Source organism: Ramlibacter humi, assembly GCF_004681975.1.
Classification (GTDB): domain Bacteria; phylum Pseudomonadota; class Gammaproteobacteria; order Burkholderiales; family Burkholderiaceae_C; genus Ramlibacter; species Ramlibacter humi.
Genome location: NZ_SMLK01000001.1, coordinates 308,226 through 321,294 on the forward strand (window position 1 = coordinate 308,226; position 13,069 = coordinate 321,294).

General features: G+C 65.5%; 14 protein-coding genes. 5 read left to right on the forward strand and 9 right to left on the reverse strand.

The genetic code is table 11. The annotated features are described in order from the left end of the window. Nucleotides 1–143 precede the first annotated feature (143 nt). The 6 genes from EZ216_RS01510 to EZ216_RS01535 form a co-directional block, all read right to left on the reverse strand. The gene (locus tag EZ216_RS01510; protein WP_135247806.1) at nucleotides 144–1,754 is read right to left on the reverse strand and encodes an acyl-CoA carboxylase subunit beta; all 1,611 of its coding nucleotides are present in this window, start codon (nucleotides 1,752–1,754) and stop codon (nucleotides 144–146) included. A 112-nt stretch (nucleotides 1,755–1,866) separates the two neighbouring features. After that, nucleotides 1,867–2,646, reverse strand: coding sequence for a hypothetical protein (locus tag EZ216_RS01515; protein WP_135247807.1), 780 nt, complete (start codon nucleotides 2,644–2,646; stop codon nucleotides 1,867–1,869). 175 nt (nucleotides 2,647–2,821) lie between these two features. Further along, nucleotides 2,822–3,304 carry a hypothetical protein gene (locus EZ216_RS01520; protein WP_135247808.1) on the reverse strand — a complete coding sequence of 161 codons (483 nt, stop codon included), beginning with the start codon at nucleotides 3,302–3,304 and terminating at the stop codon, nucleotides 2,822–2,824. Between the two features lie 502 nt (nucleotides 3,305–3,806). Next, a complete protein-coding gene (locus EZ216_RS21240) occupies nucleotides 3,807–4,067 on the reverse strand; it encodes an energy transducer TonB (protein WP_167772797.1) in 261 nt (86 codons plus the stop codon). A 277-nt stretch (nucleotides 4,068–4,344) separates the two neighbouring features. Beyond that, nucleotides 4,345–5,049 carry an AbiU2 domain-containing protein gene (locus EZ216_RS01530; RefSeq protein ID WP_135247810.1) on the reverse strand — a complete coding sequence of 235 codons (705 nt, stop codon included), beginning with the start codon at nucleotides 5,047–5,049 and terminating at the stop codon, nucleotides 4,345–4,347. Nucleotides 5,050–5,133: 84 nt separating this feature from the next. Further along, complete coding sequence (locus tag EZ216_RS01535) at nucleotides 5,134–5,802, reverse strand: Shedu anti-phage system protein SduA domain-containing protein (protein ID WP_135247811.1); 669 nt, start codon at nucleotides 5,800–5,802, stop codon at nucleotides 5,134–5,136. 76 nt (nucleotides 5,803–5,878) lie between these two features. Here EZ216_RS01535 and EZ216_RS01540 point away from each other — a divergent pair, with 76 nt between their 5' ends. Then, nucleotides 5,879–6,523 carry a hypothetical protein gene (locus tag EZ216_RS01540; RefSeq protein WP_135247812.1) on the forward strand — a complete coding sequence of 215 codons (645 nt, stop codon included), beginning with the start codon at nucleotides 5,879–5,881 and terminating at the stop codon, nucleotides 6,521–6,523. Between the two features lie 209 nt (nucleotides 6,524–6,732). On the opposite strand, the gene EZ216_RS01545 is transcribed toward EZ216_RS01540, so the two are convergent. The 3 genes from EZ216_RS01545 to EZ216_RS01555 all read right to left on the reverse strand — a co-directional run bounded on the left by EZ216_RS01545 (nucleotide 6,733) and on the right by EZ216_RS01555 (nucleotide 9,248). Next, a complete protein-coding gene (locus EZ216_RS01545) occupies nucleotides 6,733–7,554 on the reverse strand; it encodes a class I SAM-dependent methyltransferase (protein WP_135247813.1) in 822 nt (273 codons plus the stop codon). Nucleotides 7,555–7,641: 87 nt separating this feature from the next. Beyond that, nucleotides 7,642–8,448 carry a helix-turn-helix domain-containing protein gene (locus EZ216_RS01550; protein WP_239024247.1) on the reverse strand — a complete coding sequence of 269 codons (807 nt, stop codon included), beginning with the start codon at nucleotides 8,446–8,448 and terminating at the stop codon, nucleotides 7,642–7,644. Nucleotides 8,449–8,450: 2 nt separating this feature from the next. Continuing rightward, entirely contained in the window at nucleotides 8,451–9,248 is a 798-nt protein-coding gene (locus EZ216_RS01555) for a crotonase/enoyl-CoA hydratase family protein (RefSeq protein WP_135247814.1), read from the reverse strand. A gap of 117 nt (nucleotides 9,249–9,365) precedes the next feature. Between EZ216_RS01555 and EZ216_RS01560 the strand changes: the two genes are divergently transcribed. The 4 genes from EZ216_RS01560 to EZ216_RS01575 all read left to right on the forward strand — a co-directional run bounded on the left by EZ216_RS01560 (nucleotide 9,366) and on the right by EZ216_RS01575 (nucleotide 13,023). Next, the gene (locus EZ216_RS01560) at nucleotides 9,366–10,241 is read left to right on the forward strand and encodes a branched-chain amino acid ABC transporter permease (RefSeq protein ID WP_135247815.1); all 876 of its coding nucleotides are present in this window, start codon (nucleotides 9,366–9,368) and stop codon (nucleotides 10,239–10,241) included. A gap of 99 nt (nucleotides 10,242–10,340) precedes the next feature. Beyond that, nucleotides 10,341–11,417, forward strand: coding sequence for a branched-chain amino acid ABC transporter permease (locus tag EZ216_RS01565; RefSeq protein WP_135247816.1), 1,077 nt, complete (start codon nucleotides 10,341–10,343; stop codon nucleotides 11,415–11,417). Further along, nucleotides 11,414–12,217 carry an ABC transporter ATP-binding protein gene (locus EZ216_RS01570; RefSeq protein ID WP_135247817.1) on the forward strand — a complete coding sequence of 268 codons (804 nt, stop codon included), beginning with the start codon at nucleotides 11,414–11,416 and terminating at the stop codon, nucleotides 12,215–12,217. The genes EZ216_RS01565 and EZ216_RS01570 overlap by 4 nt, the downstream gene beginning before the upstream one ends. Then, nucleotides 12,214–13,023 (forward strand): ABC transporter ATP-binding protein, encoded by an 810-nt coding sequence (locus tag EZ216_RS01575; protein WP_135247818.1) that lies wholly within the window; start codon nucleotides 12,214–12,216, stop codon nucleotides 13,021–13,023. Before EZ216_RS01570 ends, EZ216_RS01575 begins: the two co-directional genes overlap by 4 nt. The last annotated feature ends 46 nt before the right edge of the window (nucleotides 13,024–13,069 follow it).

The following is a 13,069-nucleotide window of genomic DNA, read 5'->3' on the forward strand; positions in this document are numbered from 1 at the left end:
CTCCTATCTCGAAGAAATACGGACAACCTTACGCAGAGGACGCGGAGGTCACGCAGAGAGCGCGGAGCAATGACATAGGAATCCATTTTTTCTCTGCGAGCTCTGCGCTTCTTCTGCGTCCTCTGCGTAAGGGAGTCCGCTTTTCATGGCCGCGCCACCGAAAACTGCATCTTGCGCGGAGCCCGGGCTTCCGCCTCGCGGCAGATGGCGAACGCCTCCGCCAGCACGGCGCGCGTGTCGCGGGGATCGATCACGCCATCGTCCAGCAGCCGGGCGCTGGTGGTGAACACGCTCATCTGGCTGTCGAAGCGCTCGACGATGCGGCGCGACAGGTCGTCCAGCTTGGCTTCGTCCACCGCGCCTTTGCGGCGCATGGCGGCCTCGGTGACCATGCGCATGGTGCCTGCTGCCTGTTCGCCGCCCATCACGGCCGTCCGTGCGTTCGGCCAGCTGAAGCAGAAGCGCGGCGCGAAGCCGCGGCCGCACATGCCGTAGTTGCCCGCCCCGTACGACGCGCCGCAGTACACGGTGACCTGCGGCACGGTGGCGTTGGTCACGGCCTGGATCATCCTGGAGCCGTGCTTGATGATGCCGGCCTCTTCGTGCGCCTTGCCCACCATGAAGCCGGTCGTGTTGTTCAGGTAGAGCAGGGGCGTGCCCGACTGGCAGCAGGCCTGGATGAAGTGCGCGGCCTTGTTGGCGCCGGCCGAATCGATGGGGCCATTGTTGGTGATCACGCCCACCGGCCAGCCTTCCAGGCGGAAATGGCCGCACACGGTGGCGCTGCCGTAGTTCTCGCCGAACTCGAGGAAATCGCTGCCGTCGGCGATGCGGGCGATGACCTGGCGCATGTCCACCGGCCGCTTCAGGTCGGCGGGCATCACGCCCAGCAGTTCTTCCCCGTCGCAGCGGGGCGGTTCGAAGTCGCGCCGTTCGTGTTGGCGGTCCCAGTCGATGTTGGCGAGGATGTTGCGCGCGATGCGCAAGGCATCGCGGTCGTCTTCCGCCAGGTAGTCGCCCAGGCCGGAGACGGAAGTGTGCATCACCGCGCCGCCCAGCTCCTCTTCCGTGGCGATCTCGCCGGTGGCGGCTTTCAGCAGCGGCGGCCCGGCGAGGAAGGCGCGCGTGCGGTCGCGCACCATCACGATGTAGTCCGACAGGCCCGTCTGGTACGCGCCGCCCGCCGTCGACGAGCCGTGCGTCACCGTCACCACCGGCAGCCCCGCCGCCGACAGCCGCGCCAGGTTGCGGAACGTCGCGCCGCCGCGGATGAAGTCTTCGACGCGGTATTCCAGCAGGTTGGCGCCGGCCGATTCCACCAGCTGCACGTAGGGCAGGCGGTTTTCCAGCGCGAGTTCCTGCACGCGCAGCAGCTTCTCCAGCCCCATCGGCTGCAGCGCGCCGGCGTCGATGCCGGAATCGGACGCCATCACCATGCAGCGGATGCCGCTGACGAAGCCGATGCCCGCGACGATGCCGCCGCCGGGGACGCTCTTCGACAGGTCAGGCGTGTCCATGCCCAGGCCGGCGAGCGTGCACAGCTCCAGGAACGGCGCGCCGGGGTCCAGCAGCAGCGCGATGCGCTCGCGCGGCAGCAGCTGGCCGCGGGCGGCGAAGCGTTCGCCTGCGGCGGCGGACTTGGTGCGCGTGCGCTCCTCGTGTGCGCGCACCTGCTCGAGCAGGCCCAGCATGTGGGCGCGGTTGGCGGCGAAGACCTCGCTGGAAGGGGCGAGGGTGGAGTCGATGGTGGGCATCGACCGGGAGGTTAGGCGGGGGAAGGGTGCTGCGTCTTGTGGGAAGTGGCTAGTCAAGCCGGGAAAGCGCCCGGTCAAGGCGGCGCATGCCCTGCCAACCCCATCTAGCCGTTCAGGTCAGCGGCAGTTGTTCATATGCTGTCAGCATCGATTCGCGCTCCTCCGCGGACAAGAGCCCCTGCGGTGCGCCCAAGGCCATGGCCGCGACCAGCATCGCGTCAAGGGCAAGTTGCCACTTGGGCGCGAACCACAGCTCGTCGCCTTCGACCACGAATGCCGCCTGCCCGTCCAGTTCCCTTGCCCTGCTGACGAGAACGGAGTGCAAGACGGCGAACGCGCCGTTGACGGGTGATCGCAAACCCCTGCAACCCGCCGCCAATGTGTGCCTGTGGTCGTCGCCTATGTGATGGGAGCCGGGCTCGACGTCGCGCAACCATCGGTTCCATGCTTCCGAATAGGCAGCAAACGCATCTTCCATCGGTGCGCCCTCGAGCAATGCGAAGTCTTTCCCGGTCCACCTTGACGCTCGACTGATGAGTGCCCTCACGTCCTCACCGTTCGGCCCGAAGATCATCCCCACCGGGACCTCGCCGAGCACACGGACCTTCGTGGCGCGCGTGTATGGCGCATCGGCAGCGGGCTGCTGTCCGGCGCGGAGAAGGATCTCGACCTCCATCAGGCGCCCAGGCCACTTCGCAGCGATCACCGAGGAAGGCGAGTGGTCCACCACGATCCATGGAGGGCTGTCGGAACCTGAGCCGGCGACCGTGCCCGGGGGTGCGCCACTCATGGCGCCGCGCTCAGAGTCCGCGACATAGACGAAACCTCTCAGCTGTCGAGGCGACGGCGCGACCAGCGCCTCCAACAACTGCATGAAACGATTCAGGAACATGTGGACTTGGCGGGCAGGAAGTCTTGTGAGAAGCGGCTAACGAGGGCGCATGGGCGGACCTCAGGCCTTCTCGGCCGTGAGAGCTATTTGCTTGACAGACTGTGATGCCCTTGTAGTCGGAGTTGACCCACGCACAACCGGTTCGCGTCCGTGCTCAACGACCGTTTAGAGCGGCTTAGCAAGCGGTGAATGACATGACTCCGCCAGCAGCCAAACCAAGCGACAGCTTGAAAACCTCCGTCATCAGCGACTTGACTGCATCTGCTCCGGCCTTCTCGGCCCCGGTCGAAAGCACTTTCTTGATCTTATGGATCAACGCCTCCCTTGGCACAGCCTCCTTAAGAGACGCGGGAAGATAGCCTAGTATGGTGAGCGCTTTAAGGGTGAGACGGGTCTCAAATAGCGTGCCACTTGGTCGGCTATGGCCCGATCGCCGCTCAAACCGTATGAACCCCTCTTCCGCCAACCAATCAGCCGCAGCTTCCCCCACAGAGGTCCAAGCAAATACTTCGTCTAGCGAGGCGCCATCTGGAACACAGCGCCTACTCACAGCGCCAATGTCAAGCTCTGCAGGCGAGGGGAACGAGTCGTACAGACTCGAAAAAATCGCCAATACGATGAGATCGAAACGCAGGATATTTGGGGGAGCTTTGTGCATGTGGGGCAATCCGGTAGCTTTAATGCCAAGTTGACTGGCGGCCAGGAAAATGTGCGCGCGCAACGCGCGGACGCCGTGTCAAAAAACCCGTTAGGCATCACGCCCGCCGCGGCCGATATGTTTAGTACAGCCAAACCCAAGCCCAGCGCGCCTGAGCGACCTTGGCCCTCGCGAATGCACACATGGACGTGAAGTAACCGATACCTCCGGCCCACGCCGAGAGATCAACAAGAAACCGCGAGATGTCCGCGCCAGATTTGAACTGGCTTTGCAGGATCATTGCGGCACCGTACCCGACTATGCACACGGTAACTGCCGTTTGCCCCATTTTTTTTGAAATGCAGGAGCATTCACCAACCTTCCTTGTGATGCCTAGCGTGAAGGTGACCAGCACGTCGCGGCAAAGGGCCGCACGATGCACGATCTCCAACGGGGTCGTGCGGCCCCATGCCGCAACGTGTCCGAGTCGACCGACCTGTTATGTCGCGCGCCATCTTTGCTCCTAGTACTCGATCCTGGTCACCACCTCGATGCGATCCGTCCGTTTCTTCATTTCAGCTGAGAACGGCTCGAAGGGTGCCAAGCTGCTCACTAGGCGGACCGCATACTGCGCGAATTCGGGAGAGGTGGCCTGCTCGGTTGAGACGCTCTCAAGAGCACCCGATTCAGACACGGTGAACTTAACCACCGTGCTCCCTTTCATGAAGGATTCAGCTCTTTTGGGAGGATCCGCCAAGATCGCGTGGTCGATGCGCGCTTTCATTCGCTCGTAGTATCCCTTCGAGGGGCTGCCTTCTGCTCGGTAAGCGAGGGGGGTCTTGCCAGTCAATTCTGAGACCGGCGGTACTCCGGTCTGACCATGCGCCGAGACGGCGGTGACCGCGGTGGCGAGCGCGACGTGCAACAAGGACAGCCGGACAGGGGTGAACAAAGGGCGACACCTAAGCGGCATAACGTAGAAATGACCGGCGGACAGTAGGCGGGCGACAGCCCGCCGATAGGACGTTCGTGTCGATTGCCACGTTAGAGCGCATTTACCCCTATAGGTCCCTTGGACGGTAGTCGCTTTCGTCGAAACTCCCGCTCTTGAGTCTTTCGCGTCTTCTCCTCTCTGCTTCGACGCCCATGTCGATGTAGTAGAGCAGCGACATCGCGCCACCAGGACCTCCACCAACACGAAGGTCGACGTCAAATAACGTGGTCGACTCCATGTACTTCAACGACACCACGTTCAAAACATGAGAAAGGCTGGCCAGAGCCTCCTTCACCTTCTGCCGCGATGCGGCCTGCAGGGGCTCGGCGCCCCGCTTCAGTGCCAGATTCAAGTCGCGATGCGCAAGGTGGCGATTTCTCCAGTCACGGCAGAACTCTGAAGCAGAGAGGGCTTCGGCGACCGCCTTCGACACCTGCACCTTCAGCTCCGAGTCTGTCGCGGCGTCTTCAAGGGCTCGAATCGACAGATTCCGCTTCCCCACCGACTTGGGCGGATCGGTCAACCGAGCAACATGAAGAATGACGCCTTCCCAAAGGGAATCCTGCACGATGCGATTGAAAGCCGGTGCCGCTTCATTCAGGAGGTCTACTCGGGACTCCTTCGTTCCGAACAATGCGACGTACTCGGCCCACGTGCGATGCAGCCAAGCGAGCTCCTGCCAGAGCTGCGAGTAGATGGACCCGAGTTCCTCACCCATCGCCGCCAAGTTGCGATCTCGGGCTTGATCGGCCGTCAGTTCATTCGATGCCATGGCGATGCGCTCTAACGTAGAAACGACCGGCGGACAGTGGGCCGGCGAAAGCCGGCCGATAGGACGTCCGTGTCGATTGCCAAGTTAGGTCTCATCCGGCCGGTCCTCTTCCATCATGCGTAAGCCCTTCAAGCGCCCCTCCAGAGAGGACAGCAAATAGTCGTACGAGTGAATGCTGATGTTGAGATCCTGCCCCAACTGCCTCCTTCTCGCAGAAGTTTCAGGGCTTGTACGAGCTCGCCGTCCGATCAGAATGAGCCTCCTTACGTTTGCGTCGATATCAATCAGACCGAGACCTTGCTCGGCGCGAGGACGTGCAGCGTAAGCTTGGTTCGACTTGAGCCAGGCACGCCAGTCAACGATTTGGCGGATCGCATGGTTCAAATGCTGGGAAGGATCGCCGTTTCGATTGAACATGGGACGCAACGGGCTCTCCAGTTCGACAGCCTGCCATTCGAAGCCGAACGAGTGCCTTTCCGCGATCAAAAAGTCAGTGACGTGTTCTGAGCCCAGCCGCGCCTTCGGAATGACCCAACGTCCATGACCCCCACCGAGGTGTTGAATCAGAAACTTGGGGTTCGCCTGCAGGTACTGCTGTACGTCCTCCTCGCGTTTCGCTGAGTCGATTGCAGCAGCAAGCCCAGACAGGTCCGATGACTCAATGGAATCCCACCACGTAAAGAAGTCTCGTAGGGGATCCGCCGCCAGGAGTTCGCCGACGACCTCGTCGCTGGAGCGAATGCGGAGCGTCATAGGTGAGGCCTAACGTCGGAGTTGACCGGCGCAAACGAAGTGAGTGCGCGAAGCGCACGGAAACACGTTTGCGTCCGTGTCGAACAACCTGTTAGGCGGCACGTTACTCGCTCCTTGCAATCAGTATGGCCTTGAGCGCTTCAAGCCGATCGAAGGCCTCAGCGTGCGACGGACAGACGCCAGCAGAAAGCATTACAGACTTCCGCGACGGAAGATAGAGCACTGTGGTATCGAGGCATTGCGCGTTCTCCCAGACCTCTACCAACGCAAGTCGGTCAGCACGTTCAATCTCTATCGCAGCCTTCGTACCGTCCGCAGTCTGATTAGATTTGGAAGTGAAACCATGCTTCTGCAGTTGCGCGTCAATGTCCGCCCAGGCCTCAATAACCGTCATGACGAACGAACCCACCTGCCGCTTAACGTGATTTCGAGCGCATCTCGGAACCTGCAAACCCGCAAGTGCCGAAAAACCTCGCCATTGCAGCAAGTGCATGTTGTTGATCTTTCACGGCTTTTCTCGCCTCCCCTCGGATATACCGGTGCAACTATACGAAAACTGAAGCACTGCGCCGTCAACCTCAAGTGGGTGCGCAGCAGGACTCGAGAGCGCAGCGGCAACGCCGCGCCGATCAAGACGGATACATCCCCGAAAACGCGGTTGAACCGCTTCTCCACGCGCCCCAACTACGGCCGGATGCGATGCGCCGCGCGTATTCGGTGACGAGCTCCGTCGCCACGAACGTCCCCGCATAGCAATGGTGAACAGCTTCTTGCGGTTGCCGTGCAGTGCGCGCGCGTCAGGGTCAGTAGGCCGCTGGGTCGAGGCGAGAGCGACGGGCCGATCGAGGCCAGCAAGTGACGAGCCAGGTGTCGAGCGCCATTGGCGGTTCCTCCGTTCCGCGCGGAGGTTACGCCATGGCGCACCCGCCGTCACGTCCTCGACACGGTGACCACGTGCGCCTGGATCTTGCCGTCGACGGAGCCCTGGCCGAAGCGCTGCGCGATCATCGCGGCCGAAGCAACCGTGGCTTCCTCCAGCCCGGGCGGGCTGCGCGATTCGATCTCGGCGCGCATCGGCGTGCCCTGGCAGTAGGCGAGGGCGGCCGTTCGCGCGCTGTCCGAGCGGCTGCGGGCGGTGACGGTGTCGAAGGCGGCATCGGCCGTGAAGCCGGCTTCGCGAAGGTGCTCGTGGATGGTGGCGGCGTCGTGGTAGCCGTGGGGTGTGCGCGCCATGAATCGCGGCGGGTCCTGCGGGTACAGCGGCTCCAGCGCCTGCGTCACGGCGAGCGCGAAGTCGTTTTCCTCCAGCGAGTCCCACACGTTGAAGAGGAAGGTGCCGCCGGGCCGCAGCACGCGCCGCACTTCCGAGAACGCCTTGGGCTTGTCGGGGAAGAACATCACGCCGAACTGGCAGACGACGAGGTCGAAGCTGGCGTTCTCGAAGGGCAGCTGCATCGCGTCGGCCTGGTGCCACTCCACTTCGCGCGGCGTGCCTTTCGCGATGGCCTGGTCCAGCATGGCCTGGTTCAGGTCCGTCGCCACGATGCGCGTTGATGCGGGCAAGACCCTGGCCAGTTCGCGTGTGACGGCGCCGGTGCCGGCGGCGATCTCCAGCACCGCCGCCGGACGCATTCGCTGCACGCGCGCGGCCAGGTCGGCGGCGTACGGTTCGAAGATCATCGGCACCATGTGCCGTTCGTACAGCTGCGGAACAGAGCCCGCGAAGACGCGATCGCTTTCGGCTGCGGCCATGGAATCCTCCCTTGGCGATGCGGCCACTATAGGGGCCGTACCGCGCTTTGGATCGATTCCTGGGACAAGTGTCCTGGCCGCCCCCGCTCAGGCGGCGGCGCGGTGCTCCACCACCCTGAGCTTGCGGGACCCCGCCACGATGTCGCGCGGCTTCAGCCCGTACGCCTGGCGGATCGAGTGGCTGAAGTGGCTGGCGTCGGGGTAGCCGATGTCCAGCGCCACATCCACCAGGTTCCCCGCGCCAGCGGCGTAGCGCAGCAGGCTGCGCGCGCGCTTCCAGCTGCGCAGGCTGCGGAAGGGCACGCCGGTCTGTTCCTTGAACAGGTGCAGGAAGCGCGAGAACGACAGGCCCGCTTCGCGCGCGCAATCGTCGGCCGACACGCCGCTGGCCGGCTCGCGCCACAGGCGTTCGAGGACGGCCAACACACGCGGGTCGAGCTCGCGCGAGGGCAGTGCCTGGCCGAAGAACAGCGGATCGAAATCGGCGGGCGAGAGCGCATCCAGCGCGCCCGGCGCCAGCAGCCGCTGGTGGCAGCGCCGCACGTGATCGGCCAGTGCAGGCGCATCGACGACGCCGCATCCGCGCAGCAACGGCGGCAGTTCGTCGAGCCGCACCGTCTCCGGCTCCACCAGCAGCCCGATGGCATGGCGCCCGCCGCTGGACAGCTCGTACGGCACCCAAGGCGGCACGACCACGACTTCCCCTGTGGCCGGCGCCTGCGATCCCACGCGCGCCGTGAGCAGGCCCTCCAGCGCCACGTGCACGATCAGGCACCCGCGCGCATGCCGCGACGGTTCGCCCAGCAGCCCCGCGTAGAACACCCGCTGCGGCGTCAGCCACATCATTCGTTCGCTGCTGGCGATGCGGCGCGGGAAGGGCGGGGCGGCGCGCATGCTCAGAACTTTCCGTGCCGCCCTTCGCCCGCGGCGAAGCGGCCCGCGCCCGCGATGCCGTCGGCCATGCACGGCGCGCCGCCGCGCCATTCCTGGTGCAGCGCTTGCTCGATGGGCAGGTCCCATTGCCGGTACGCGCTCATGCGGTCGGCCAGCATGGTCTTCTGCGGGAAGGCAGCCAGTTGCTGCGCGATGGCGACGGCGGCTTCGCGTGCCTGGCCGCGCGGCACCACGCGATTCGCCAACCCCATCTGCAGCGCCTCGGCGGCTTCCACCTTGCGGCCGGTGAGGATGAGGTCCATCGCGTGGCCCATGCCCACCAGGCGCGGCAGGCGCACCGTGCCGCCGTCGATCAGCGGCACGCCGAAGCGGCGGCAATAGACGCCGAAGTACGCGTCCTCTTCCAGCACGCGCATGTCGCACCACAGCGCCAGTTCCATGCCACCGGCCACGGCCGCGCCGCTGACAGCCGCAATGACCGGCTTGGACAGCAGCAGGCGCGAAGGCCCCATCGGGCCCCGTGGCTGCGGCTGGCCCGGCTGGAAATCGAGGTCGGTGAACACCTTCTGCGGCCCTTCCGCCGCCAGCTGCGCGCCGGCCTGCAGGTCCCAGCCGGCGCAGAAGTGGCCGTGGGCGCCGTGGAACACCGCTACGCTTGCCTGCCGGTCGGCGTCGAACGCGACGAAGGCTTCGTACAACGCGCGCGCCGTGTCGCGGTCCACGGCGTTGCGCACTTCACGGCGGTCCAGCGTGACGATGGTCACGGGGCCGTCCTGTTCGACTCTCACGCTGCTGGTCATCGGGGCATTAGACACCCCGTCCCCGGCGCCCTGCCACACCCCGTCCTCCGGACCAACCCTGTAGTGCGACGGCGAACCCGGCGGCTATAACCCGCCAACACACAGGCAGCCCGGCAAGTGCAATTCCTCCAACTGGTGATCAGCGGCATCGCGCAGGGATGCATCTACGGCCTGATCGCGCTGGGCTTCGTGCTGATCTACAAGGCCACCGAGACGGTGAGCTTCGCGCAGGGCGAGCTCATGATGCTGGGCGCCTTCGCCGGCCTGGCGGCGCTCGCCACGCTGGGCCTGCCGTTCTGGCTGGCGGTGCCGGCGGCCATCGCGGGCATGGCGGTCTTCGGCGTGCTGCTGGAACGCATCGTCATCCGGCCCATCCTGGGGCAGCCCGCGTTCTCCATCGTCATGCTCACCATCGGCATCGGCTACGTGGCGCGCGGGACCATCACCATGATCCCGTCCATCGGCACCGAGACGCACACGCTGGCCGTGCCGTACAAGGACATGGTCTGGAACGCGGGCGGGCTGGTCATCGCGGTCGAACACGTGGTGGTCATCGCCGCCACCGCCGCGCTGTGCGCGCTGCTGTACGCGGCGTTCCGCTACAGCAAGGTGGGCATCGCCATGCAGGCCGCTTCGCAGAACCAGCTGGCGGCGTACTACATGGGCATCCCGGTGCGGCGGCTGAACGGCCTGGTGTGGGGCCTGGCGTCGGCGGTGGCCGCCATCGCGGGGCTGCTGCTCGCGCCCATCACCTTCGTGCACGCCAACATGGGGCTCATCGGGCTGAAGGCTTTTCCCGCCGCCGTGGTGGGCGGCTTCGGCAGCCTGCCCGGCGCCATCGTCGGCGGGCTGGTCATCGGCGTGGTGGAGTCGCTGTCCGGCTTCTACCTGCCGGAAGGCTTCAAGGACATCGCCGCGTACATCGTGGTGCTGGCCATGCTGGTGGTGATGCCGAACGGGTTGTTCGGCGAGAGACTGAGGAAGAAGGTGTGATGACCCAAGCTCGCTTCTCGCCTCATTGCCTTCCCAGCGCCATCCCCGCGAAGGCGGGGAGCCACGGGTTCCCGCCTTCGCGGGAATGACGCCGCCACCATGCGCTTCCTCTTCAAGACCAGCTACGAGCAGGACATCCGGCTGGCCAGGCATGGCGGGCACGTGTTCTGGTATTCGCTGCTCGCAGCGGCGCTCATCGCCGCGCCGTGGGCGGCGTCGGAGTACCTGCTGGCGCAGATGACGCAGATGCTCATCTACGGCGTGGTCGGCCTGGGGCTGATGCTGCTGGCAGGCTTCACCGGCCTGTTCTCCATCGGACACGCCGCCTTCTTCGGCGTGGGCGCGTACACGCAGGCGGTGCTGACCAACGCGGGCTGGCCGTTCCCGGCCGCGATGGCGGTGGCGGCCGCGCTCTCGGCGCTGGTGGGCGTGGTGGTCGGCCTGCCCGCGTTGCGCGTCAAAGGCATCTACCTGGGCATCGCCACGCTGGCTTTCGGCTTCATCGTGGAAGAAGGCTTCGCGCGCTGGGAGAAGGTCACCGGCGGCAACGCGGGCCTGACGGTGGGCGCGCCCAAGGCCTTCGGCTGGGCGGCGGACACGGGCACCTCGTTCTACTTCGTGTGCCTGGCCACGGCGGTGCTGGCCACGCTGGCGTGCCTGAACCTGCTGCGCTCGCCCACGGGCCGCGCCTTCGTCGCCATCCGCGATTCGGAGATCTCGGCGCAGAGCATGGGCATCCACCTGGCGTACTACAAGACGCTCAGCTTCGCGTTGTCGGCGGCGCTGGCCGGTTTGGGCGGCGCGCTGTACGGGCACCAGATCCGCTTCCTCTCACCCGACCAGTTCAACATCGTGCAGTCCATCGACCTGCTGCTGATGGTGGTCATCGGCGGGCTGGGCTCATTGCACGGTGCCTTCCTCGGCGCCATCTTCCTCATCGGGCTGCCGCAGGCCATCGGCCTGTTCAAGGACCTGCTGCCCGATGCCATTGGCCAGGCGCCGGGCCTGAAGGCGGTGATCTACGGCGCGGTGCTCATCGCCTTCGTGCTGTTCGAACCCATGGGCCTGTACGGCCGCTGGCTGAAGGTGCGCACCTGGTTCCAGCTGTTCCCGTTCTACCGGCGCGGCATGTTCAGGCGGCAGAAGTCGTTCCAGAAGTCGGAGAGGCTGCGGTGACCGGCGTGCTGCTCTCCGCGAAGGACCTGTCCGTGCGCTTCGGCGGCGTGCTGGCGGTCAACGGCGTCAGCTTCGATGTGCGGCGCGGCGAGGTGTTCACGCTGATCGGGCCCAACGGCGCGGGCAAGACCACCGTCTTCAACCTCATCAGCCGCATCTACCAGCCGACTTCCGGCGCCATCGACTTCGAAGGCCGGCCGCTCACCACGCAACCGCCGCATCGCATCGCAGGGCTTGGCATCGCGCGCACCTTCCAGAACATCGAACTGTTCGAGCACGCCACCGTGCTGCACAACCTGCTGATCGGCCGCCACACGCATCGCGCCACGGGTTTGTGGGCCGACATGCTGTTCACGCCGAAGGCGCGCGCCGCCGAGATCGCCGCGCGCGAGAAGGTGGAGCGGGTGATCGACCTGCTCGACCTGCAGCACCACCGCGATTCGCTGGTGGCCGGCCTGCCGTACGGCGTGCGCAAGGTGGTCGAACTGGCCCGCGCGCTGTGCACCGAGCCCAAGCTGCTGCTGCTGGACGAGCCTTCGTCCGGCCTCAACGTGGAAGAAACCGGGGACATGGCTTTCTGGATCCAGGACATCCAGAAGGAGCTGGGCATCACCGTGCTGATGGTGGAGCATGACATGGCGCTGGTCTCGCGCGTGTCCGACCGTGTGCTGGCAATGAACCAGGGCGAAGTCCTCGCACTCGGCACACCAGCGGAGGTTCAGGCGCATCCCGGTGTCGTCGAGGCTTACCTGGGCTCGGCCGACGACGTGGCCACGCTGCGCAGGGAGGCGACGCGATGATGGCGGCGCCCGCCACCACCTCGGCGCCCAACGGCGACGTGCCCGTGCTGCGGTTGGCCAACGTGGAATCGGCCTATGGCCCGGTGAAGGCCATCCGCGGCGTCAGCCTGCAGGTGCGCCGAGGCGAGATCGCCACCGTGCTGGGCTCCAACGGCGCGGGCAAGACCACCATCCTGAAGACCATCTCCGGCATCCTGGACCCGCTGAAAGGCACGGTGGAGTTCAAGGGCGAGGACATCACCGCGCGCGACCCGGCCGACGTGGTGCGGCGCGGCCTGTCGCACGTGCCGGAAGGGCGCGAGGTGTTCCCGCTGCTGTCGGTGCGCGACAACCTGGCGATGGGCGCGTACACGCGCACCGACCGCGACGCGGCGGCGCGCGACCTGGAAGCGGTGTTCGCGTACTTCCCCATCCTGAAAGAGCGCGAGGCGCAGGACGCAGGACTGCTGTCGGGCGGGCAGCAGCAGATGCTGGCCATCTCGCGCGCGCTGATGGCCGCGCCGGAACTGATCCTGCTGGACGAGCCCAGCCTGGGCCTGTCGCCCAAGCTCACGCGCGAGATCTTCGAGATCGTGGTGCGCATCAACCGCGAGCGCGGCACCACCATCCTGCTGGTGGAGCAGAACGCCAACATGGCGCTGAACGCCGCCGACTACGGCTACGTGCTGGAGAACGGCCGCATCGTGATGGAGGACACCTGTGCGCACCTGCGGGAGAAGGACGACATCAAGGAGTTCTACCTGGGAATGAAGCAGGCCGGGGTGAGGGGGGAGCGGCGGTGGAAGAAGAAAAAGACATGGCGGTGAAATCCGTTCCCTGTCATCGCGGGCTTGACCAGGCTCTGGGGACATC

What these genes read in the sequence shown, in the direction of transcription:
- EZ216_RS01535 (WP_135247811.1), bottom strand. Translation starts at nt 5,802, where the DNA reads ATGACGCTCCGCATTCGCTCCAGCGACGAGGTCGTCGGCGAACTCCTG.
- EZ216_RS01520 (WP_135247808.1), bottom strand. Translation starts at nt 3,304, where the DNA reads ATGCACAAAGCTCCCCCAAATATCCTGCGTTTCGATCTCATCGTATTG.
- EZ216_RS01545 (WP_135247813.1), bottom strand. Translation starts at nt 7,554, where the DNA reads ATGGCCGCAGCCGAAAGCGATCGCGTCTTCGCGGGCTCTGTTCCGCAG.
- EZ216_RS01550 (WP_239024247.1), bottom strand. Translation starts at nt 8,448, where the DNA reads ATGCGCGCCGCCCCGCCCTTCCCGCGCCGCATCGCCAGCAGCGAACGA.
- EZ216_RS01565 (WP_135247816.1), top strand. Translation starts at nt 10,341, where the DNA reads ATGCGCTTCCTCTTCAAGACCAGCTACGAGCAGGACATCCGGCTGGCC.
- EZ216_RS01515 (WP_135247807.1), bottom strand. Translation starts at nt 2,646, where the DNA reads ATGTTCCTGAATCGTTTCATGCAGTTGTTGGAGGCGCTGGTCGCGCCG.
- EZ216_RS01510 (WP_135247806.1), bottom strand. Translation starts at nt 1,754, where the DNA reads ATGCCCACCATCGACTCCACCCTCGCCCCTTCCAGCGAGGTCTTCGCC.
- EZ216_RS01530 (WP_135247810.1), bottom strand. Translation starts at nt 5,049, where the DNA reads ATGGCATCGAATGAACTGACGGCCGATCAAGCCCGAGATCGCAACTTG.
- EZ216_RS01555 (WP_135247814.1), bottom strand. Translation starts at nt 9,248, where the DNA reads ATGACCAGCAGCGTGAGAGTCGAACAGGACGGCCCCGTGACCATCGTC.
- EZ216_RS21240 (WP_167772797.1), bottom strand. Translation starts at nt 4,067, where the DNA reads ATGAAAGCGCGCATCGACCACGCGATCTTGGCGGATCCTCCCAAAAGA.
- EZ216_RS01575 (WP_135247818.1), top strand. Translation starts at nt 12,214, where the DNA reads ATGATGGCGGCGCCCGCCACCACCTCGGCGCCCAACGGCGACGTGCCC.